Origin of the sequence: Runella defluvii, assembly GCF_014195535.1 — a bacterium.
GTDB lineage: Bacteria > Bacteroidota > Bacteroidia > Cytophagales > Spirosomataceae > Runella > Runella defluvii.
The window spans coordinates 205,967-227,536 of the sequence record NZ_JACIBY010000011.1 but is presented as its reverse complement, the minus strand read 5'-3'; the positions used below and the strand labels follow the sequence as shown (position 1 = coordinate 227,536).

At 46.0% G+C, this 21,570-nt stretch carries 18 protein-coding genes; 8 read left to right on the top strand and 10 right to left on the bottom strand.

Annotation, left to right across the window (positions count from 1 at the left end):
• Positions 1-100: 100 nt before the first annotated feature.
• The 4 genes from FHS57_RS22715 to FHS57_RS22700 form a co-directional block, all read right to left on the bottom strand.
• Positions 101-1,453, bottom strand: coding sequence for a Gfo/Idh/MocA family protein (locus FHS57_RS22715; protein WP_183977683.1), 1,353 nt, complete (start codon positions 1,451-1,453; stop codon positions 101-103).
• Between the two features lie 24 nt (positions 1,454-1,477).
• Positions 1,478-1,792 carry an L-rhamnose mutarotase gene (gene rhaM / locus FHS57_RS22710; RefSeq protein ID WP_183977681.1) on the bottom strand — a complete coding sequence of 105 codons (315 nt, stop codon included), beginning with the start codon at positions 1,790-1,792 and terminating at the stop codon, positions 1,478-1,480.
• Between the two features lie 93 nt (positions 1,793-1,885).
• The gene (locus tag FHS57_RS22705; RefSeq protein WP_183977679.1) at positions 1,886-3,046 is read right to left on the bottom strand and encodes a trans-sulfuration enzyme family protein; all 1,161 of its coding nucleotides are present in this window, start codon (positions 3,044-3,046) and stop codon (positions 1,886-1,888) included.
• Positions 3,047-3,090: 44 nt separating this feature from the next.
• A complete protein-coding gene (locus tag FHS57_RS22700; protein ID WP_183977677.1) occupies positions 3,091-3,477 on the bottom strand; it encodes a DUF7670 domain-containing protein in 387 nt (128 codons plus the stop codon).
• Positions 3,478-3,616: 139 nt separating this feature from the next.
• On the opposite strand from FHS57_RS22700, the gene FHS57_RS22695 reads away from it, so the two are divergent.
• The 5 genes from FHS57_RS22695 to FHS57_RS22675 all read left to right on the top strand — a co-directional run bounded on the left by FHS57_RS22695 (position 3,617) and on the right by FHS57_RS22675 (position 8,885).
• Positions 3,617-4,801, top strand: a complete 1,185-nt coding sequence (locus tag FHS57_RS22695; protein WP_183977675.1) for a DUF1343 domain-containing protein — start codon at positions 3,617-3,619, stop codon at positions 4,799-4,801.
• 104 nt (positions 4,802-4,905) lie between these two features.
• Entirely contained in the window at positions 4,906-5,553 is a 648-nt protein-coding gene (locus FHS57_RS22690) for an NUDIX hydrolase (protein WP_183977673.1), read from the top strand.
• 28 nt (positions 5,554-5,581) lie between these two features.
• A complete protein-coding gene (locus FHS57_RS22685) occupies positions 5,582-7,057 on the top strand; it encodes a nicotinate phosphoribosyltransferase (protein WP_183977671.1) in 1,476 nt (491 codons plus the stop codon).
• Between the two features lie 84 nt (positions 7,058-7,141).
• Positions 7,142-7,978 carry a phosphoribosyltransferase family protein gene (locus FHS57_RS22680; RefSeq protein WP_183977669.1) on the top strand — a complete coding sequence of 279 codons (837 nt, stop codon included), beginning with the start codon at positions 7,142-7,144 and terminating at the stop codon, positions 7,976-7,978.
• A 13-nt stretch (positions 7,979-7,991) separates the two neighbouring features.
• Positions 7,992-8,885, top strand: coding sequence for an SAM hydrolase/SAM-dependent halogenase family protein (locus FHS57_RS22675; RefSeq protein WP_183977667.1), 894 nt, complete (start codon positions 7,992-7,994; stop codon positions 8,883-8,885).
• 141 nt (positions 8,886-9,026) lie between these two features.
• Here the strand turns inward: FHS57_RS22675 and FHS57_RS22670 are convergent, their stop codons facing one another.
• The 5 genes from FHS57_RS22670 to FHS57_RS22650 all read right to left on the bottom strand — a co-directional run bounded on the left by FHS57_RS22670 (position 9,027) and on the right by FHS57_RS22650 (position 17,321).
• Positions 9,027-10,580: a glycoside hydrolase family 10-like protein gene (locus FHS57_RS22670; RefSeq protein WP_183977665.1), complete on the bottom strand. Its 1,554-nt coding sequence runs from the start codon at positions 10,578-10,580 to the stop codon at positions 9,027-9,029.
• Positions 10,581-10,696: 116 nt separating this feature from the next.
• Entirely contained in the window at positions 10,697-11,749 is a 1,053-nt protein-coding gene (locus FHS57_RS22665) for a TolB family protein (RefSeq protein ID WP_183977663.1), read from the bottom strand.
• A 360-nt stretch (positions 11,750-12,109) separates the two neighbouring features.
• Positions 12,110-14,530 (bottom strand): ribonucleoside-diphosphate reductase subunit alpha, encoded by a 2,421-nt coding sequence (locus FHS57_RS22660; protein WP_183977661.1) that lies wholly within the window; start codon positions 14,528-14,530, stop codon positions 12,110-12,112.
• Between the two features lie 459 nt (positions 14,531-14,989).
• Complete coding sequence (locus FHS57_RS22655; protein WP_183977659.1) at positions 14,990-16,189, bottom strand: molybdopterin molybdotransferase MoeA; 1,200 nt, start codon at positions 16,187-16,189, stop codon at positions 14,990-14,992.
• A gap of 10 nt (positions 16,190-16,199) precedes the next feature.
• Positions 16,200-17,321 (bottom strand): XdhC family protein, encoded by a 1,122-nt coding sequence (locus tag FHS57_RS22650; protein WP_183977657.1) that lies wholly within the window; start codon positions 17,319-17,321, stop codon positions 16,200-16,202.
• A gap of 135 nt (positions 17,322-17,456) precedes the next feature.
• Here FHS57_RS22650 and FHS57_RS22645 point away from each other — a divergent pair, with 135 nt between their 5' ends.
• From FHS57_RS22645 to FHS57_RS22635, 3 genes are all read left to right on the top strand, one after another.
• A complete protein-coding gene (locus tag FHS57_RS22645) occupies positions 17,457-18,056 on the top strand; it encodes an LOG family protein (RefSeq protein ID WP_183977656.1) in 600 nt (199 codons plus the stop codon).
• A 99-nt stretch (positions 18,057-18,155) separates the two neighbouring features.
• The gene (locus FHS57_RS22640; RefSeq protein ID WP_183977655.1) at positions 18,156-19,610 is read left to right on the top strand and encodes a UDP-N-acetylmuramoyl-L-alanyl-D-glutamate--2,6-diaminopimelate ligase; all 1,455 of its coding nucleotides are present in this window, start codon (positions 18,156-18,158) and stop codon (positions 19,608-19,610) included.
• Between the two features lie 55 nt (positions 19,611-19,665).
• Positions 19,666-20,274: a hypothetical protein gene (locus FHS57_RS22635; protein ID WP_183977654.1), complete on the top strand. Its 609-nt coding sequence runs from the start codon at positions 19,666-19,668 to the stop codon at positions 20,272-20,274.
• Positions 20,275-20,290: 16 nt separating this feature from the next.
• Here the strand turns inward: FHS57_RS22635 and FHS57_RS22630 are convergent, their stop codons facing one another.
• A complete protein-coding gene (locus FHS57_RS22630) occupies positions 20,291-21,559 on the bottom strand; it encodes an adenylate/guanylate cyclase domain-containing protein (RefSeq protein ID WP_183977653.1) in 1,269 nt (422 codons plus the stop codon).
• Between the last annotated feature and the right edge of the window lie 11 nt (positions 21,560-21,570).

Below are 21,570 nucleotides of genomic sequence, written 5' to 3'. Positions count from 1 at the left end.
AATTGAATAAGCTTTGGTAGGGTAATAAAAATGTCGGGTTGTAAGCAACCCGACTCACTATTATGATTCATTCTGCATTTAAAACCGTAAACCATCGACTCTAAGCCTTCACCGCTTTGGGCTTCAAGTCGGTAAGGTCTGAAATTTTGACGGGCTGACCCGTTTGAATGCTTTTCCGAGCACCGATTCCGACCAAAATCGCCATGGCGCCGTCGCGGCTACCTGCTGATTGGCGGTAGGTGTCGGGCGCATTCGGGTTGCGGAAAATTTTATCTCGCAAGCGAGCATCACCTCCCCCGTGTCCTTCGGCTTGAGGAATTTTGATGTATTCGACATCGCCAAAGTTTTTCGACAACATCAACTCATCGTAGGGCTCAATTGTCATTTTGCCTGATTCTTTAATCCAAGCCTCCAAACGGCCTTTTGTCCCGTTGAAAGCAATGCGGTAGCCTTCATAGGGCGAATAAGTGGTCAGTGAATAACTCACGTTTACGCCGTTGGCATAATGAATGGTGGCCGCCATTTTATCAAAAATATTGATGTCTTCCTTGAAAACACAGCCGTCGCGTAAGTAGCCGTCGTGTTTTTCATTATCGACATATAGAGAAACGAGACGTTTGTCTTTCGTCACGTCCCAATAAAACTTACATTCGTTTTTGTGGGCACAACTGCGGCAATTGTTGCCTCTAAGTGCTCCATTTTTACCGTAATGCTCCAGTGAACCTTGCGCAAAAACGCTCTCAGGTTCTGATTCCAACCACCAGTTGAGCAGGTCGAAATGGTGACTGGCTTTGTGTACCCATAACGAACCGCTGTTTTCTTTGAGGCGGTGCCAACGGCGGAAGTAGTCTGCTCCGTGGCGAACGTCCAAATACCAGTGAAAATCAACGGAGGTAACAGTCCCGATGGCTCCTTCGCGGAGGAGTTCGTAGATTTTTTGGCGGTGCGGCGAATAACGGTAGTTGAACGTAACCGTTACTTTTTTACCCGTACGCTTTTCGGCGTCCAAAATGGCCTGACACTTGGCTTCGTCGGTGGTCATGGGTTTTTCGGTGACGATGTCCGCCCCCAGTTCCATTCCTCTCACAATGAACTTATCGTGCGTGGCATCGACCGTCGTTACGATGAGAATATCAGGCTTGGTTTCGGCCATCATTTTCTCAAAGTCAGTATAAAGCGGGCAAGTGACGTTGAGCATTTTGCGGGCTGTTTCGGCGCGGCCAGGGTTAATGTCGCACAGGCCTACAAATTCGATGACGTCGCCAAATTCTTTTACCACAGGTATGCCCCACATACTCGTTCCACGGTGGCCCGTTCCGACCATCGCTACTTTGCGTTTGGCGCTGGGGGTTGCATTGGCAAACAAGGTCGAAGAAGCGAGCATTCCTGCCGTTGCCAACGAAGATTTCTGAATAAACTCGCGGCGATTAAACGTTTCTTGAGGAGTGTTCATGTAAATAGGTTTTAAAAATCAAGATTAATCCATGTGAAAGACACAGTCAATAGACGTACTCACGGGTGAGTTATCGGCGTTAGTGTCCATGATGTCGGCCATGTATGCCCACCATTTTTTGACGATAGGGTGGTTGGGTAGGTCGTCGGCGGTGTTGTTTTCGGTACGTTTTTGAACCGCAAATAAAATGCCTGTAGCACGGTCCAAATAAATCGAATAATCATAAACCCCCGCCTCGGTGAGCACTGCGGAGAGTTCGGGCCAGATTTCGTCGTGGCGTTTTTTATACTCAGCCTCAAAACCAGGCTTTAGTTTCATTAAAAAAGCAACTTTTTCCATGTGTGTCTTGGGTAAGAAATAAAAGATAACAAACCAAAAAGAATCTTTGGGCGCAACCCTCCTGTACTGTTATGTATAGAAAAACCGATGTGCCTATAATTTGTCTAATGCCTGAGCCAAATCTTCAATGAGAAAGTCTGCCTCTTCTAGTCCAATATAAAATCGTATCAATCGGTGTTCTTGCTCATGAGGGTCAAAGCCATCGGGGTGTAACCCTGCGCATTTAGGCAATACCAGCGATTCGTGCCCGCCCCAGCTTACGGCCAACAAAAAGTGCTTGAGGTCAAAGGTGAAGCGCTCGATTTGGGCGTGCGATTCGGCTTTAATGGCCACGGTGATCAAGCCACTTGCGCCCGTCATTTGTTTTTTAGCAAGTTCGTATTGAGGAAAATCGGGGTCAAGTGGAAAATAGACTTTCTCAATTTTAGGGTGATTTTTCAAGAAAGAGAGTACTTTTTGGGTGCTTTCGGCGCTTTGTTTGAGGCGAATCGGTAACGTGCGCAAGCCCCTCAACAGCAACCACGCATTGAAAGGCGACACAAAAGCCCCTGTATTGTGGGCTTCACGGTCAAAAATCTGTTTTATCATGGCTTTGCTGCCCGTGAGCACACCCGCCACGGTGTCTGAGTGTCCGCCAATGTATTTGGTGGCTGACTGCAGACAAAGGTCAATGCCGAGGCGGTGCGGTTTTTGGAAAATAGGGGTGCAATAGCTGTTGTCGATGATGGTAATGATGCCCCGCGATTTGGCCAACTTCGCCACGGCCTCAATGTCTTGAAGCTCAAAGGTGAGGCTGTTGGGCGATTCGAGGTAGATGACTTTGGTGTTGGGCTGAAGGGCTGCCTCAAAATGTTCAATACGTGTCCCGTCGATGTAAGTGGTGCTTACGTTGTAGCGAGTCAGTACGTTGTCAAACAGTTTCCACGCCCAGGTGTAGGGTTTCTGAACACTAATGATGTGGTCGCCCGCTTGGACGTTGGACATAACGGCGCAAAAGATAGCTGAGGCTCCGCTGTTGAGCACAAGGGCATCTTCGGCTTCGTCGATGGCGGCCAATTTTTTACGGAGAATATCCACCGTAGGGTTCATGCCTCGTGTATAAAGGTAGTCCGACATTTCGTCTTCAAAAGCACTGCGTAATGAGGCAAAGTCGTTGAAAGCAAAATTGCTGGTTTGGACAATCGGTGGGCTGACGGCGTTGAAGTACTGTTCGCGGTCTTCGGCGAGTTCGTTAATGATTTGGGAGTAGTGCATGGGAATAAAAAAGGAACAAAACTCCGCGAAGATAACCGATTCTGTTATATCTGTGAGTGGGCAGCTCGGCGAATGATGCCACTTGCTAAGAAACACCCTCCCAGCAGGGTAATAAAAAGGGTTAACAGCAAAGTACTCCAGTAAAAGTGATTCCTCCCAATGTTGAAGAAATAAATGGAAAATAGTCCAAAGAAAGTGATGATACTTCCGCCGATAAGCTCCCATTTCCAAGCAATAACCAAAAGAAGCAATAACCCAGCCCATGGTAAGGCGTTAGGGCTATTTTTGATGATTCCTTGCCACCCACCTCCGTAGGTTTCGGCTCCTGAAAGCAGGGCAAATACAAGGGTAAGTAAGGTGATAATGAGGAGTGTATAACGGGCAAAAACACGAAAGAAGTTGGCGTAACGGAGTTGTTCTGAAGGGTTCATGGTTTTGTTAATTGGTTGATTTTGTGAGACAAAAGTCTCCAATCAATTCTTTAAAAAACTTGACATAAATCAATTTTTAGGGTTTATTTCAAACAAACATTCTGCTAATTTGCCAACTTACTATCCTTAATTTGTTTTTATGATACGCCCTCATTCGTTACGTGCGCTCATTGATACCCTCAAAACTAACCACCGAAACGTAGGGCTTTTGTGCAACCAAACGGCCTTTTTGTTTGAAGAAAAAATGTATTTGATGGATTGGTTGGCCAAAGAAAAAGTACTGAAAACGATTTTTGTGCCCGAACACGGTCTTTTTTCTGAACTACAGGACCAAGAAGCACTGGAAAATGCCGAAATCTATCATTTTTGGGAAGGCGTGAATTGCGTTTCGTTGTATGGGCACGACGAACAGAGCCTGAAAGCTTCCCCTGAAAAGGTGGAAGAATTAGACGATATTCTGATTGATATTCAGGACGTTGGGTGTCGGTATTTTACGTATTTGACTACCATTGCGTATTTGTTTGAAACAATTGCCCGTTGCCAACGTCCGCCGCGCGTGTGGGTGATAGACCACCCCAATCCCGCAGGTCGTCAAGTGGAAGGCTCACCCATTTCGACTACGTACGCGTCTTTTATTGGGCACGAGGGACTGCCGCACCGTCACGGCCTGACGTTGGGTGAAATCGCATTTTGGTTAAAAGAATTTTATGGAGGAGCGTTTGACTTACAGGTGCTTATGGGGGCGTCTCCCGACTATTTTATGCAAATTTACCCTTCTCCCAATTTCCCTTCGTTACAAACCGCCGAGCTTTACAGCGGCCAATGCTTGTTTGAAGCCACGATTTTGAGCGAAGGGCGAGGCACAACCCGTCCTTTTGAAATAGTGGGAGCACCTTTTTTGCGTTGGGAAACCCTGCATCGCATCAAACACGACGTTGAACACCTAAGCAAAGAATACCATTGGTTCAATTACGTGTTGCGACCACTCCAGTTTATCCCCACTTTTCATAAATATGCCAACGAACTCTGCGGAGGTTTTCAAATACACCTTTCTACGCAAGCAAAAAACCATTCATTGCTGAGTTCATTGCTGCTGCTACGCACCTTTAACGAACACATTCCAAATCTTTGGCGAATAGGTTCTTACGAAAAAGGAAATCCGCGTACGGCGTTGGAGATTTTGGTAGGGGACGAATTGTTGATTGATTTTGTGCGGGGTAAACAGCCGCTTTTAGAGGTAGTTTCTTATTTAAAAGGTTCTGAAAATCAATGGATTAATTCTGTTGGGTATGTATCAAAAGAACCTCTTTTTTCCTTGCTCTAGCGCTTTTGGGTGGACCGTTAAATAACTTCGTGTAATAAATACGCAAAATATTTTGCAGGTTTGAAGTGGAATAATTTACTTTGTGTCGTTAATACGCAAAGTAAATGCAAGACGAACTATTACTATATCCCCACCCTTCGGTTACTATCGACTGCGTTGTATTTGGTTACGATGGCGAACAGCTTTCAATTTTGTTGCTCAATCGTCGAGATGAACCATTTGCCAACCAATGGACGCTGCCAGGCGGCTTTTTACGCTTGGAAGAAACGTTTGAGGAGGCAGCACAGCGGATTTTGAAGGACAAAACGGGGATTGAAAATCTATTTTTAGAGCAATTATACACCTTTGGAGGGCTTTCGCGTGACCCAAGAGGTCGGGTGCTTTCGGTGGCTTATTACGCGTTGGTCAACCCAGCAAAGTACCAATTGATGGTTGGGCAAATGGCGAATGAGCTGCGGTGGTTTCATTGGAAGCTGCTCCCTCCGCTTGGGTTTGACCACGAGCACATCGCTCAGGTGGCGCAGGCGCGTTTAGCTGCCAAAATTCAGTACCAACCCATTGGTTTCGAATTGTTGAATGCCCAGTTTACAATGAGCGAATTGCAGGCGTTGCACGAATGTATTTTGGGTGAAAGCCTCGACCGTCGCAATTTTCACAAACGCATGATGGCTTCGGGCTTATTGCGAAGCACAGGCGAGCGCCGAGAAGGACTAAAAAGTCGCCCTGCTGAATTGTTTGAGTTTATTCCTTGAAAATTAAATAGATACGTTTACAGTTGCCATGAAAACACTTCCCATTTTACTAAAAGACGGTTACAAAGTAGGACACAAATTCCAATACCCCGACGGGACAACTTTGGTGTATTCTAACTTTACGCCTCGTAAATCACGAAACCCAGAACAGAATGAAATTGTATTTTTTGGGTTGCAGTATTTTATCAAAGAATACCTCATTCGCCAGTTTGATGAAAATTTCTTTCAACGTCCCAAAGCCGAAGTTATCCAACAATACAAGCGTCGTATTGATAACTATTTGGGAAAAGATTGTATTCCATACGACCACGTAGAAGCACTGCATGATTTGGGGTACTTGCCACTCGAAATCAAGGCGTTAGCCGAAGGTAGTCTTGTTCCAATGCGCGTACCTGTTCTGACGATTCGCAATACAAAACCTGAATTTTTTTGGTTGACCAACATGCTCGAAACCTTGATGAGTACCATTTTATGGAAACCAAGCACTTCGGCTACAACGGCATTTGAATACTTCCAAACGTTTACCAATTATGCCCGCGAAACCGTGGGGGATGACCTTAGTTTTGTGCCTTGGCAAGGCCACGACTTCAGTTTTAGAGGAATGTCGGGTATTGAAGATGCGGTGATGAGTGGTGCGGGACACCTGCTGAGCTTTACGGGAACCGATACCATTCCTGCCATTGATTTCTTGGAAAATTACTATAACGCAGATTGTGAAGCAGAGTTGATTGGTGGTTCGGTGCCTGCTACGGAGCATAGCGTAATGTGTATGGGGACAAAAGACGGTGAAATAGAGACCTTTGAGCGACTAATTACGGAGGTATATCCCGCTGGAATTGTTTCTATCGTGAGCGATACGTGGGATTTTTGGCAAGTGATTACGGAGTTTTTACCTCAACTCAAACACCAAATTTTGGCCCGCGATGGCAAAGTGGTTATTCGTCCTGATAGCGGTGATCCTGTAAAAATTATCGTTGGCGACCCTGCCGCGCCCGTTGGTTCACCCGAATACAAAGGGGCGATAGCGTGCATGTGGGAAACGTTTGGGGGGAGCGTTACGCCTCAGGGTTTTAAATTACTGGATGCGCATATTGGCCTTATTTACGGAGATAGCATTACGCCTGCGCGGCAGCTATCCATTTTAGAAGGACTCAAACAAAAAGGATTTGCTAGTTATAACGTGGTGCTCGGAATAGGTTCATACACCTACGAATACGTGACACGTGACACATTTGGTTTTGCCATGAAGGCGACTTACGGTGAAGTAGATGGTGAGGGACGTGATATTTTCAAAGACCCTAAAACGGACGATGGGACTAAAAAATCGGCCAAAGGGTTGATGGCGGTGCATCGGGATGCTGTTACGGGCAAGTACGTATTGCAAGATCAATGTACGTGGGAGGAAGAAGCCCAAGGTGAGCTTAAAACGGTCTTTTTGGATGGAAAACTTACCATTGATTGGACACTGTCGGAGATACGAACACGGGTGCAACAACAGCTTTAAACCATATAAGTCATATAAGAGATTATAAGAAAACAACTTATATGGCCTTACATGTCTTATATGGTTCAAAAAAACGAAACAGAAATGAACCTTAACTTAATTACGCCACAAAAAAGTGAAATAGCTTTCAAAAGCTTTACTTTTCCCGACGGACAGCCGCACCTTCAATTGGAGGTTCTTCCCGCCAACACCAAGCACGTGCATATTTTGACACGTTTATCGACCATGAATGATGTATTTCTCTGCCTTGCCGCCAAAAATGCCCTTGATTATGCAGGCGTCGAGACAGTAGATGTGACTATATCTTACCTAATGGCAGCTCGTATGGACCGAGTTATGACGGAAGGAGAGCCGTTTTCGCTCAAAATTGTGGCTGATATGCTCAATGCAGGACAATTTCGTAAAGTCCGCATTTTTGACCCGCATTCCGACGTTGCCACGGCTCTTGTCCATCGTTCGGTGGCGATTTCAAATGTAACGTTGGTAAAAAAGGCAATGGAAGCGTTTCCCAATCTTACCAATACCGACGGTTATTATTTGGTTTCGCCCGATTCAGGTGCATTAAAAAAGGTCTATAAAATTGCAGCGTCGATAGGTGCGGAGCGAGTGGCGGAATGTATCAAATTTAGGGATGTAAAAACGGGACAATTGTCAGGTTTTAAGACGTTTGAAGAAGATTTTGGCCAACGACCTTGTTTTATCATTGATGATATTTGTGACGGTGGCGGCACTTTTGCGGGACTAGCCGCACTTTTAAAAAGCCGAAATGCAGGAAAAGTACTATTGGTGGTTAGTCATGGTATCTTTAGCCGAGGGTTTGATATTGCAGGAATAGATGGGATCGTTAGTACAAACTCTTTTAAAGAATTTACTGAAACTCCGCCTTCTGTACGTATCTTTCCCGTAGAATCAGTTCTGTAAATATAGGTTTCTAATGAAAAAACTCATTACTGCAATCACGGCATGGATTTTTGCCACCACCCTGTATGCCCAACCCAAAACAGTGGTTTTTCAAACGGATTTTGGCTTGAAAGACGGCGCGGTATCGGCCATGAAGGGTGTGGCAATGGGCGTAAACCCCGCACTACGGCTGTTTGATTTGACCCACGAAATTCCTGCGTATAACATTTGGGAAGCCGCTTATCGCCTCCAACAAACGGCAACCTACTGGCCTAAAGGAACGGTGTTTGTGTCGGTGGTGGACCCAGGCGTGGGAACCGACCGTAAATCGGTGGTGCTAAAAACCAAGAGCGGGCATTTTTTTGTGGGACCCAACAACGGGAGCTTTTCTTTGGTAGCCGAGTCGATGGGGATTCAAGAAGTAAGAGAGATTGACGAAGCCATCAATCGAAGACGTAATTCGCAAGGCTCTTATACCTTTCACGGACGTGACGTATATGCGTTTACAGCGGCGCGGTTGGCTGCGGGTGTCATTACGCTGGCGCAAGTAGGGACGCGTTTGCCCAACGAAGTGGTTCGAATTCCGTACCAAAAAGCGGTTTTAGAAGGAAATGCCATTGTCGGAACTATCCCAATTTTGGACGTTCAGTACGGTAACGTTTGGACAAATATCCCCGCTGACATGGTGAAAAATTGGGGTTTAACGGCGGGTAAAAAGGTAATGGTGACGGTTTGGGAGGGCGACAAAGAAGTGTTTCGTGGTGAAATGCCTTTTGCCAATACCTTCGGTGAAGTGCCCGAAGGACAAAATCTTTGTTACTTGAATAGCTTGATGAATTTTTCTTTTGCCGTCAATATGGGTGATTTTGCTACCAAATACGGTGTAAAAAGCGGCCCTAATTGGAAAGTAAAGCTAGAAAAACGCTGACATTCCAAGTTTCAAAGACAGTTAGACTTTCCAAGTTTTTGAAACTTGGAAAGTCTATAAAAAACTTCAAAAACATTCTTTAAGTAGTTAGTAATCAGTTGTTTAACGGTTAACAGATAACGATTAACAGTGCGTAAGCATTTATTTCCGCGCCAAACGGGCATAGACCGTCGCCAACACAGGCTCACTTTCGTTGTGAAGGCGGTCGAGGGCCGTAACAGCGTAGGTATAGCGTCTGCCACGTTTGGCACTTTTATCAAGCGCGCGCGTTTGACCTTCATAGCAGCCTGCCAATAGGCGAGGAGCTTCACTGTCGGAATAGCGATAGACGGCATAATAGTGAGCAAGACTACCATCGCGGGCTGCTTCAGAGGCCGCCCAGCGCAGTTCGACGCCGTCGCGGGTATCTTTTACCTGTAAATTCTTGGGAGTCAAAGGTGCCGTATGGTCTTTCCACGGCATGGTAGGCGGAAACGCTGGGTCTTTGTAGAAATTGGTACGCAAGGAATCGGCGTGTCCTAGTTTGTTTCCAATCAATGACTTTGAACTAAAGAAAACGCTTCCCAAAATTTCGGGGTTGAGGCGAATAAACCGCATTTGGTTTGGCAACTCAGATGGATTTGCCCAAGTTCTATCCTTGTCCTCGGTACCAATCCGATACGGGCCTTGACCAATGTATAAATGGCGGCCGTAGGTATAAGGCAACCACCAAGAAGTCAGGATTTTAAAGGGTACTTTGTCAAACTTTGTAGAAAAATAAACCTGCGGAACAAGGTAATCAATCCAGCCCGCTTTCATCCATTTTTTTGTATCAGCATACAGATTATCGTAGGATGTTTGCCCAGCTTCCGTTGCCGAGCCCGAAGGGTCATCTTTCCGATTTCTCCACACCCCAAATGGGCTTACCCCAAACTTAACGTACGGTTTTTCGGCTGTGATGGCATCGCTGATTTGTTTGATAAGTTTATCAACGTTGTCGCGGCGCCAGTCGTTTTTGTTGCGAAACCGACTGCCGTATTGTTGGTAGGCTTCTTCGTCTTTGAGCGTTTGGCCAGTGACGGTATAAGGGTAAAAATAGTCGTCAAAATGAATGCCGTCCACGTCGTATTCGTGGACAATGTTGGTCGTTACCGACGTAATATAATCCCTAACTTCAGGGAGCCCAAAGTTGAATAGCTTATAGCCATCGTAGTCAAAGACCCATTCAGGACGCTTGCGGCCAATGTTATCGTTGGAAATACTCTTACTTGCTCGGTGAGCCGTGCGGTTGAGATTGAGCCACGCGTGAAATTCAATGCCCCGACGGTGGCATTCTTCAATCATAAAATCGAGGGGGTCGTAAAAAGGCTCGGGAGCTTTGCCCTGTTTTCCCGTTAGCCATTCAGACCAAGGTTCTTCGCCACGGGCATAAAACGCATCGGCTGCCGCCCGTACTTGCACAAAAACCGCGTTGATACCCATCCGTTTGTGTGTTTCAATGAGCCGAATAAACTCCTCCCGTTGTTCAGCGGGAGGAAGGTTTTTGCGGCTGGGCCAATCAATGTTATCGACCGTTGCAATCCAAACCGCCCGCATTTCGCGTTTCATTCCCATTGGGCCAAAATCACGAGGCGTGGTACGCGGTTTTTTGGATGATTTGCAACCTTCTAACACTAAAAACAGCAGCAGGCAGAGCCAAGCGAGGTGTTTTTTCACGGAATGATGCAAGAGTTAAAAATGAGCAAAAAAGATTGGTTAACCCACAAATGTAATGATTTTGACCAATCAATCTTGCATCCTTTATCTTGCGGTATCAAAACCGCGAAAGTTGCCTATTTAGGCCGCGTTTGTTCCCCCGTCAAAAATCCTACCATGTACAAATCAAAGCCACCTTTGCCTTGAGGACGGTTGGATGAAAATACTCCTAAATGATAGTTGAAATCGTGGTTGGGAAGCGTTATTGGGCGGTACTCGTCGTAAGAAGTATTGACGCGACTTCCCATGTTTTCGGGTTGTGACCACGTTCCGTTGGTGAGTTGAGCAGAATAAATATCAAAACCTCCCAAACCACCCGAACGATTGGATGTAAAGTACAGCGTATTGCTCCAATAGCTTGTTGCAAAGTGCGGACATTTGTCGTCGGCGGATGAAGAAAGCTGCGTATTTTTCTTAACGGGTAGAATAGCTCTGGCTAATAAAGTGGACAAAAGCTGGGTTTTGTCGTTGGGCAAATCGGCCTCAAAAATGTCAAAATTCCCCTCACGGTTTGAGCAAAAATAGACTTTGCTAAAATCTGAATTGAAGGTAGGATAGGCATCATCGCTCGTGCTGTTGAGCCATGCTACTTCAAAAGGGCCTTCAGCCGTGTTTTTATCGTTGAAATTGTGAACAAATTTAATTTGTAAATCCCCCGATGAATCGTCGGCATAAAGCAACAAAAATTTGCCCTCATGGCGCGTTTCGCCGACGTTAATAATTTGTCGGTCGAACGAATAAACCACCGGCCCTAGCACATTGCACGATTGATTGGCCTTCCGTACTAAAAGCTGGTAGTAAGGTTCGTCTTTGGCAATGTCGAGGTTGTATTGAATGCTGGCTTTAGCGTTGAGTAAGTTGGTTTTGTCGTCGTATTCTAACTCAAAAGGTTTAGCAACAAGGTTAAAAAGCTCTTTACGGTCACGTTTTGAGGAAAAAATAAGGTAGCCATTTCCGTAGCGGTTGCCTGGCAAAGCGGAGTTATAATCGTCAAATTCAGAATTAAAAGCTTCCAAATTGACGGGCTGGGAAAGAAATTTTCCATTGCGGTCATTAAAAAGACCATTGGGGCATGCAGTCATTAAACATACAATTGCAGCAGCAATTCCGAACGATAGAAAACGGTTCATAGAAGAGGTGAGTCTAGTTTTTGGGAAGACGCAAAAAAGGAGCATAACGTTGGAACGCCCATATTGTGCCTCAGGGTACTTGCGTCGTGTCTCAGGGTACTCATACCCTGAGGACTGACAAGTTTGCTTAGTTGTCGGGATATGAGTATCCCTCCTCACGGGTCGTGCCTCAGGGTACTCATACCCTGAGGACTGACAAGTTTGCTTAGTTGTCGGGATATGAGTATCCCTCCGCACGGGTCGTGCCTCAGGGTACTCGCATCGTGCCTCAGGGTACTCATACCCTGAGCAATACACAGCACAAAAAATAGCCCGAACACAAAGGTTCGGGCTTGCAAGGGGTAAGTAGAAAGCGAAAGATTAATTATCCTTAGGTGAGTTAAGAGGATATTGCGTATCTTCTTTTGGCGCTATCTGAGGAGCGTGCTCTTGCGCGTATTTCTCGTAATTGAGGTCTTTTTCCGAAACTTTCGTCGTAACAGGTTCTAACACCGCTTCCACGTGTTTTTCAACCGTAAACTTCACGGCGTCAACGGCAGCTTGGGTACGAAGGTAATACATACCTGTTTTCAAACCTTTCTTCCATGCGTAGAAGTGCATCGACGTAAGTTTGCCGTAGTTGGCATTCTCCATGAAAATATTCAACGACTGCGACTGACAAATGTACGCACCACGGTCGGCGGCCATGTCCACAATCGTCTTTTGTTTAATTTCCCAGGCCGTTTTGTAAAGGTCTTTGAGGTGTTGTGGGATTTCGGCGATTTTTTGAACCGAACCGTTGTGCATCATCAACTTGTTCTTCATCGAATCGTTCCACAAACCTTCTTTTACGAGGTCTTTGAGGAGGTATTTATTAACAACCACAAACTCACCCGACAATACGCGACGAACGTAGAGGTTAGAAGTAAATGGTTCAAAACATTCGTTGTTACCCAAAATTTGGCTGGTAGAAGCCGTTGGCATAGGTGCCAACAAAAGTGAGTTGCGAACACCGTGTTTCACGACATCTTTGCGAAGCTGTTCCCAGTTCCAACGACCACTCTTAGGCGTTACGTTCCACATATCAAATTGGAACGTACCTTCAGAGATTGGTGAGCCTTTCCATGTTTCGTAAGCACCGTCTTTTTGAGCCAACTCCATCGAAGCGACCAATGAGCCGTGATAAATCGTTTCGTGAATATCTTCGTTGAGGCGGCGCGCTTCTTCGGACTCAAACGGCATACGCATCAACAAGAACGCATCGGCCAACCCTTGGATACCGATTCCGATAGGACGGTGGCGTTTGTTGCTGCGTTCGGCTTCTGGGATAGGATAGTAGTTAAGGTCAATGATTTTATTGAGGTTGCGGGTCACCACTTTCGTGATTTCAAACAACTTCTCGTGGTTGAAATGCAAGAAACCATCCGTGCCTTGTTCTACAAACTTCGGCAACGAAATCGATGCCAAGTTACAAACCGCTACTTCGTCTGGAGAGGTGAATTCCATGATTTCGGTGCACAAGTTCGACGACTTGATGGTTCCCAAGTTCTTTTGGTTCGACTTGCGGTTGGCGTGGTCTTTATAAAGCATGTACGGCGTCCCTGTCTCGATTTGCGACTCCATAATTGCAAACCAAAGGTCTTGGGCTTTTACCGTTTTGCGGGCTTTGCCATCGCGTTCGTATTGGGTATATAACGCTTCAAACTCATCGCCATACGTATCGGCTAAACCTGGGCATTCGTGAGGGCAAAGCAACGACCAAGTATCATTGGCTTCTACGCGCTTCATGAATAAGTCAGGAATCCACATGGCATAGAACAAATCGCGGGCGCGGAGTTCTTCTTTCCCGTGGTTTTTCTTCAATTCTAAGAAATCAAAAATATCGGCGTGCCAAGGCTCCAAATAAATCGCAAACGAACCTTTACGCTTACCACCGCCTTGGTCAACGTAACGGGCAGTGTCGTTGAATACGCGCAACATTGGCACGATACCGTTGGAGTTACCATTTGTTCCTTTGATGTAGCTACCTTTTGCGCGAATATTGTGGATACTTACCCCAATTCCCCCTGCGGATTGCGAAATAAGGGCGCACTGCTTGAGGGTGTCGTAGATACCCGCAATGCTATCTTCTTTCATTGTCAACAAGAAGCAACTCGACATCTGTGGCTTCGGCGTTCCTGCGTTGAAAAGCGTAGGAGTGGCGTGCGTAAACCATCTTTCAGAAAGCAAATTGTAGGTTTCAATCACCGAATCTAAATCCTCTAAGTGAATCCCTACCGCTACGCGCATCAACATGTGTTGAGGGCGCTCGGCGATTTTGCCGTTTACTTTCAAAAGGTATGATTTTTCAAGCGTTTTATACCCAAAGTAGTCGTAGCCGTAGTCGCGGTCGTAAATGATTGTCGAGTCGAGCAAAGCGGCGTGTTTGCGAATCACGTCATAGGCTTCTTTCGAAATCAACGAAGCATTTTCGCCTGTTTTGGGGTCGGTATAAGTATAGAGTTGCTTCATCGTTGCCGAGAACGACTTCAGCGTGTTTTTGTGCAAATTGGAAATAGCAATACGCGCGGCCAAGATAGCGTAATCGGGGTGCTTAGTCGTCATAGAAGCGGCTGTCTCAGCAGCCAATACGTCCAACTCAGCAGTAGTTACGCCATCATAAATACCAGATACGACTTTTTTAGCTACTTCAATTGGCTGAACGTAAGCAGCTTCCAGTCCGTAGCACAACTTCTCTATGCGGGAAGTGATTTTATCAAATTTGACCGATTCACGGCGGCCATCGCGTTTAACAACATACATAGGTACTTCGTATTTTTATTGGGGTGATTGTCTGTTTTGTACTGATTTTGGTTTGAAAAGCACAATTCACTTTTGCACGTGCCCAAAAGAGCACCTGAAAGGGCAAATAGCTTGTCATTGGTTTTGCGAAATTACAAACGTTTTATGAGTGACCCTAATCAAAAAAAATGATGTCGATTCACTTTTTATGCCGTCGTATAGTGTTCAGAAATTAGTAACGAATTTGCTATTAGCAGGTTACGAGTCTCTTGGTTAGGGCATTCACTTTTTAAAAATCAAGAAAAAAAATACAAAAATTTAAGAGAGTATCGTAGCCCATTAAATCGCTATGTTTGGAGCTTTTCGTGGTACAATTTACGACGAACCTTTGGGCTCATTCAACTTTTTGGGAGTTTTTTTTTCGATGAATTTATCAAACGGTATTTTCCCGCTATTTATTAGGCATATTCAAAAAGGATATTACAGGGTATCGTACCGCCAAAGTGGAAAAATGTCTCCCTTTTTGAACTCGGTTTGCTCCTTGGGTAGCTCTAAAAACCCTTGATTTTCAACCAAATTGGCAAAATCTCCTGAGCCATGCCCCATCACTGGACGAGCCATCAATGTGGCATTCTCTTGGTATAGTTGAACTTGCAAAAAATAAGTCAAGGGAGATGTATAAACATAGTCGGTGCTCAAGGCCGCGTAGGTGTGGTCGAAAGCCACCAGTCCCAACGACTGTCGTAGCCACGGGATAAAATACCGACGCGCGCACAGGAAGGAAGAAACGGGGTTTCCTGGCAAAGCAAAGACAACGTTACGGTCTTTTCGCCCAAACCAGAACGGTTTTCCTGGTTGCTGGCTCAGTTTATGAAAATACTTCTGCACCCCTTCAGCTTGAAGGGCTTTGGGAATAAAATCTTTTTTTCCTTGCGATACCCCACCGCACAAAATGAGGACGTCGTATTGTTGTAGGGCTTGTTGAATGGCCTGCTGCGTCGTTGCCAAATCGTCGGGAATGTGAATAAAATCTACCTCTATTTGGTACGGTTTGAGCAAAGTGGCGATGCAGTGAACATTTGAACTCCGAATCTGGTGAGGGAGTGGGGTGGCCTCTACAGGCACCAGCTCGTCGCCCGAAGTAATAATCACCACCGACGGCAGTTTTTTTACCATCACTTCCGTGGCGCCAACGCTGGCAGCAATGGCGATTTCGGCTGGGCCCAACAACGTGCCTGCGGGAACAATAGCGGAACCTGCTACACGGTCTTCGCCCCGAAAGTGGACATTTTGTTTCTCGCGAACGGCAAATGTAAGCTGGGCTACTCCGTTGTCGATGGTCACGTCTTCGTATTTGATGACCGTGTCGGTATTAATGGGAAGCGATGCCCCCGTCATTACCTCGATACAAGCCGCAGGATCTTGAAGCGTATGCTGTACGTCGCCCGCAGTTTGGGTACTTTCAATCCGAAAAGTACGCTGACCATTTTGATAACTTTGCCATTGAATCGCAATTCCGTCCATTGTCACGCGGTCGAAAGGAGGAAAATCGCGGTCGGCTACGAGCGGTTCGGCCAATACTCGGCGGTAGGCGTCAGTAAAGGCAACGGCCTTGGTACCGTAGTCGAGGGTATTTTCTAAAATAATGCGCGTGGCATCGTTTACAGAGGTCAATTCCATGGTAAATAAATCAGTCGCGTTCGTGAATAGGGGTTGTGCGAAGGCGCAAGGCTTCTCCCGTACGCAGGGAAAAAACGGCCCGTATCTCGGCTAAAATCGACAAAGCAATTTCTTCGGGCGAAATAGCGCCTATGTCCAAACCTACGGGGGCGTGAATTCGTTCGCTTTCGGCTGTTGAAATAACAATCCCTTCTTCAGAAAGTTCTTTAAGGATTTTTTCGGAACGGACTTTCGGACCCAGCATCCCCACGTAACTCGCCGCCGTTTGTAGCACCTTGGGAAGGTTGTATTTGTCCGTCTTAAAATCGTGTGACATGAGAATAATCGCCGTGTGTTCGTCGATTAAAATGGTGCTAAAATCGGCTGGGGTAACAATCGCATCGGTGACAGCCAGCAATTTAGACATCAGTTTCTGAGGATTGGCAACGATGGTCGTCCGCCAACCAATTTCTTTGGTAAGACGAGCCAATGGTAAAACATCGTATTGGTGCCCCATCAATACAAGGTGAATTTCGGGGGGAAGAATTTCGATGAACAATTCAAGCGTACGGCCGTCGGGGAGGTCAAACGCCTTGGGACGTGAACGCCCTTTTTCGGCATACACCTCTATGGTATGGGTAAGTTCTGCCTGAAGGCTTGGGTTGTCTAAAAATGCAATGCTTTCAGGGCCTGTATAACGGAGCATCGTTCCTGCTTGTAAGCCTTGGTAATCGTCTTCTAACCCAATCACCGTCAATAAAATGTGCGTCTGACGGCGCTCGTTCATGCAGCTTTTGAGAATTTCAACGGGATTAGTAGCGTCCTCAAACGAAAGAGGAGTCAGTAAAACGTCAATGACCCCGTTGCATCCCAATCCCACACCAATCTGGTGTTGGTCGTCTTCGGTGGTGTCGTAGGTCACTAAGCTCGCTTGCGATTTGGCAATGGCGAGGCGTGCCCGTTTGAGGGCATCGCCTTCTAAGCATCCCCCGCTGATGCCACCTACCCACACGCCGTCGTCCATGACAAGCATACGGGCACCCGTACGACGATACGACGACCCTTCGACGCGCACAACGGTGGCGAGGGCGGCTTTGGTGGTGCTTCGGTCGATGCAATCGTAGGCTTCGATGATGGCTTTGATTTCTTTCATGTGAATGTGCTAATTTATCTTGGTAAGAGCCACAACAAAAATAGAGGATTCCCGATTCCCACCAATGATATTCGTTAGCATTGGTGGATTTCGTTCCCGATATTTGTGGCCAAAGCAATTATTAACAAACCGAGAATGAAGACAATTGTTGTGTATTGTGGGGCAAACGCGGGCAAGCGACCTGAGTATTTTCAAGCAGCCGAGGAAGCTGGGCGTGCGTTGGCCAACCGAGGGATAAGTCTGGTCTATGGAGGGGGAAATTTGGGGTTGATGGGAGCCGTTGCCGATGGCGTATTGGCAGGAGACCAGAAAGTAACGGGAATTATTCCTAATTTCTTGGCCGAATTAGAAGTGGCGCATAAAACCCTCACCGAAATTCATTTTGTGGATACAATGCACGAGCGCAAAGCCAAAATGGTTTCCATGTCAGACGGAGTCATTGCACTTCCTGGTGGTTTCGGAACCCTCGATGAACTGTTTGAAATTCTGACCTGGACGCAGTTGAAAATTTTTCATGGCCCTGTGGGCGTTTTGAATATCAACGGTTTCTACAATCATTTATTAGCCCACATCGACCACATGGTGCAAGAAGGATTTTTGAAAGCCGAAAACCGCGCATTGCTCTTGGTGGCGGATACGATTGACGAATTATTGGATAAAATGATGGCGTTTGAACGCAATGAAACCAAACTGGAACTGAAGAACATTCAGCACGAGAATGGGGGCACTGTTTAAGTAATTAAGTAATAGAGTGAATAACAAGTGCAGTTGGTTTCTCAAAACCAACCCTGAGGATGCTCACATCCTCGTTTTTAATCAAAGATTGAATTGACAATGGCAAAGACACTTCAAAACCTACTAGCGAGCGTTCCGATTAGTTCAGTAATTGGAAATACCGATATTGAAATCAGTTCCATCGAATTTGATTCTCGAAAAGTAACTTCGGGAAGTTTGTTTGTGGCCCAGAAAGGGACGCAAGTGGATGGGCATGGGTTTATTCCGAAAGTCATTGAAATGGGTGCAGCGGCTATTTTATGCCAAGACTTACCCAACGATTTGGCCGAGGGAATAGCGTATGTTCAGGTGGCGGATTCAGCCCGAGCGATGGGACAAATGGCTTCTAATTTTTACGATAACCCGTCGGCGAAGCTTAAATTAGTAGGGGTAACAGGAACCAATGGGAAAACGTCGTCTGTGACGTTGCTGTTCAAACTATTCCGCCAATTGGGGCATCGGGTAGGGTTACTTTCGACGGTGCAAAACCAAATTGATGATGATATTGTTCCGTCAACCCATACGACGCCCGACTCGGTTAAAATCAATGAGTTGTTGGCTGAAATGGTTCGTCGCGGGTGTTCATATTGCTTCATGGAAGTGAGTTCACACGCGGTGGCACAGGAACGCATCGCAGGGCTGACGTTTGCGGGAGGAATTTTTACCAACATCACCCACGATCACCTTGATTTCCACAAAACGTTCGATAACTACATCAAAGCCAAGAAAGGATTCTTTGACCAGTTGCCTAAAACGGCCTTTGCATTGGTAAATATCGACGACCGTCGTGGGGGGGTGATGGTGCAAAATACCGCCGCTCGCAAAGAGACCTATTCGCTACAAACAGTTGCCACCTTCAAAGGTAAACTTATTGCGGATAGCCTTTTTGGGCTTCAAATGGACGTGGACGGACAAGAAGTTTGGTTTAAACTGATTGGGAAATTCAATGCCTACAACTTATTGGGCGTATATGGCGCGGCTATTTTGTTGGGCGAAGATACCGAACAGGTGCTGACGGCGCTGTCGGCAGTTACGCCGCCACCAGGTCGTTTTGAGCAGGTGGTAAGTCCAAGTGAAGTGGTGGGGATTGTGGATTACGCCCACACGCCCGATGCCCTACAAAATGTGTTGGAAACCATCAACGAACTGCGCGAAGGCAACCAGCAAGTGATTACGGTGGTGGGTTGTGGCGGAAATCGCGATGCAACCAAGCGCCCCGAAATGGCGCGGATTGCCTGCGAATTGAGCAATAAAGTGATTCTGACGTCCGATAATCCGCGCAACGAAGACCCGTTCGCGATTTTGGAACAAATGCAAGCAGGGGTTTCGCCCGTTGACTTTAAGAAAACCAAAACCATCGAAGACCGCCGCGAAGCCATTCGGTACGCGGTGTCATTGGCCCAGCCGCATGACATTATTTTGGTAGCAGGCAAAGGCCACGAAACCTACCAAGAAATCAAAGGTGTAAAGCATCATTTCGATGACAGGGAGGAATTGCGAGCGGCGTTTGAGTAACCAGCCAATGTAAAAATGTTGTAACTTTACGTAAGTTCAGAAAAGGAGAAACGCTATGGCTACTACAACACAAACCATTCCTCAAAGCCTTATTTACGAAGAGTTTGGCGGTCGGGTTTATTACCGAAAAGGCTATCGTAAAGTATTGCTTGGGCTCAAAACGGAAGAAGAAATTGTGGGAAGTAGTTTTTTACAGGGTTTGATGATACAAGCCCTTGTACATTTTCTAAAAAATCTTTTACCTAAAAAACAATTTTGGGTGCCTACCAATGAAGTAGGGTTGCATTTACGTAAGAATGTCAATTTTTCGGGAGACATTCTTATATGCGAAAAATCAAAATCACCTCATCCGTGGACGGATACTTACACTTCACTACCTCCTAAGTTCATCATAGAGGTGGACGTGAAAATTGATGCCAAAGCCGAAAACGAAGAAGAAGGGGGCACGGAAGCGGATTATATTCTTCAAAAATCCCAAGAACTGTTGACTTTTGGGGTAGAAGGCATTGTATGGATTTTGACAAAAAGTCGTCAAATTTTGGTGATACGTACCCACAAAAACGTAGAAGTATATGCTTGGAGCGAAAGCGTTCCGCTCTTTGAGGATTACACGTTTTGTTTGCAACAAATTTTAGAAGACGAAGAGATTTTGCCAAGCACATGAGATTTTTGGGGAGCGTTTAATCTCCCAAAACCTCCCTTTCAACGAAATACATTCCTTTTTCTCCGCGATTTTTGATGTCTTTTTTGCCACGGTCGGAGCAAATAAAATGCGCTTTGACCAGCTCGTAGGTATCTTCCGAAATATTGACTTTGCCAGGAAGGCTCGCCGATTCCATGCGAGACGCAATGTTGACGGTATCTCCCCAAAGGTCGAAGGCAAATTTCTTTTCCCCCACAATTCCTGCCACTACTTCCCCCGTGTGAATTCCGACGCGGGCTTCAAAAAAAGGCAAATTTTCGTGGAGTCGTTGCTGTTTTCGGGCTTCGATAAACTCTTGCAGCTCAAGTGCCGCCCGCACAATGCGCACGTGAGCGTCGGAGTCGGGCACGGGTACGCCACCTGCGGCCATGTAGGCATCGCCGATGGTTTTTATTTTTTCAATCTTATTGTTGCCCATAATTCGGTCAAAACGCTTGAAACAATAGTCTAGCTCAGCGACTAGTTCTTGGGGAGGGAGTTTTTCGGCCAAAAACGTAAAGCCCACAAAATCAGAGAATAATACGCTTACTTCTTCGTAATGCTTTGCTTCGGCGGCGCCGCTTTTCTTGAGCTCGTCGGCTACTTCTTTGGGCAGGATATTGAGCAGTAGGTATTCCGATTTGTTTTTTTCTTCCTCAATAATTTTAGAATATTTTTTGACATTAAGCAGGCTTCGGTAGATACCCAGAGCGACTACCAAAACCCCCAATACCACGACAATTAGCAAATTTCGTTGGCTTTGTTGAAGTTCGACTTCTGCTTCTTGCCGTCGGAGTTGGTCTTCTTTTTGGGTCAATATTTTCTGCTGGTCGCTGATTTTTAGGGAGTCAATGACTTTGGTAAACGAAATGGAGTCGAGCAATTGTTTTTGTCGCAAGAGCGTCAATTGGATTTTCATTTGCGCCTCGGTCATGAGTTTGAGGCTGTGGTTGCGAACAACAAGCTGCGAATCCAGAAAGTGTTGTTGAACATCCAACGCCTTTTTTTGCGCATCAAGGGCGTCGATTTGAGAGGACAAATTTTGATTTTTCCACTCTAAAAATTGCTTTTCGCTTTCTACCTTTTTCTTCTCTGCCGAAACTTTGTCTTTTTCCTTTGAAACGGCTTCTAACTCTTTATTTTTTTTGTTGCCAAAAAGCCGCCACCCCTTTTTTTTCGTCGTAGCCGAGTCGGTTTTGCTCTTTTGTGCTGCTAAGGGATGGGTAAGTGTCACTACCAATAACAATATCCAAAGACGTCTTTTCATAAATGTGTGGA

Excerpts from the sequence above, each read along its gene's own strand:
- FHS57_RS22630 (WP_183977653.1), bottom strand. The coding sequence starts at position 21,559 with ATGAAAAGACGTCTTTGGATATTGTTATTGGTAGTGACACTTACCCAT.
- FHS57_RS22655 (WP_183977659.1), bottom strand. The coding sequence starts at position 16,189 with ATGGAATTGACCTCTGTAAACGATGCCACGCGCATTATTTTAGAAAAT.
- rhaM (WP_183977681.1), bottom strand. The coding sequence starts at position 1,792 with ATGGAAAAAGTTGCTTTTTTAATGAAACTAAAGCCTGGTTTTGAGGCT.
- FHS57_RS22680 (WP_183977669.1), top strand. The coding sequence starts at position 7,142 with ATGAACCTTAACTTAATTACGCCACAAAAAAGTGAAATAGCTTTCAAA.
- FHS57_RS22715 (WP_183977683.1), bottom strand. The coding sequence starts at position 1,453 with ATGAACACTCCTCAAGAAACGTTTAATCGCCGCGAGTTTATTCAGAAA.
- FHS57_RS22685 (WP_183977671.1), top strand. The coding sequence starts at position 5,582 with ATGAAAACACTTCCCATTTTACTAAAAGACGGTTACAAAGTAGGACAC.
- FHS57_RS22675 (WP_183977667.1), top strand. The coding sequence starts at position 7,992 with ATGAAAAAACTCATTACTGCAATCACGGCATGGATTTTTGCCACCACC.
- FHS57_RS22665 (WP_183977663.1), bottom strand. The coding sequence starts at position 11,749 with ATGAACCGTTTTCTATCGTTCGGAATTGCTGCTGCAATTGTATGTTTA.
- FHS57_RS22705 (WP_183977679.1), bottom strand. The coding sequence starts at position 3,046 with ATGCACTACTCCCAAATCATTAACGAACTCGCCGAAGACCGCGAACAG.
- FHS57_RS22690 (WP_183977673.1), top strand. The coding sequence starts at position 4,906 with ATGCAAGACGAACTATTACTATATCCCCACCCTTCGGTTACTATCGAC.
- FHS57_RS22700 (WP_183977677.1), bottom strand. The coding sequence starts at position 3,477 with ATGAACCCTTCAGAACAACTCCGTTACGCCAACTTCTTTCGTGTTTTT.
- FHS57_RS22645 (WP_183977656.1), top strand. The coding sequence starts at position 17,457 with ATGAAGACAATTGTTGTGTATTGTGGGGCAAACGCGGGCAAGCGACCT.
- FHS57_RS22635 (WP_183977654.1), top strand. The coding sequence starts at position 19,666 with ATGGCTACTACAACACAAACCATTCCTCAAAGCCTTATTTACGAAGAG.
- FHS57_RS22640 (WP_183977655.1), top strand. The coding sequence starts at position 18,156 with ATGGCAAAGACACTTCAAAACCTACTAGCGAGCGTTCCGATTAGTTCA.
- FHS57_RS22660 (WP_183977661.1), bottom strand. The coding sequence starts at position 14,530 with ATGTATGTTGTTAAACGCGATGGCCGCCGTGAATCGGTCAAATTTGAT.
- FHS57_RS22695 (WP_183977675.1), top strand. The coding sequence starts at position 3,617 with ATGATACGCCCTCATTCGTTACGTGCGCTCATTGATACCCTCAAAACT.
- FHS57_RS22650 (WP_183977657.1), bottom strand. The coding sequence starts at position 17,321 with ATGAAAGAAATCAAAGCCATCATCGAAGCCTACGATTGCATCGACCGA.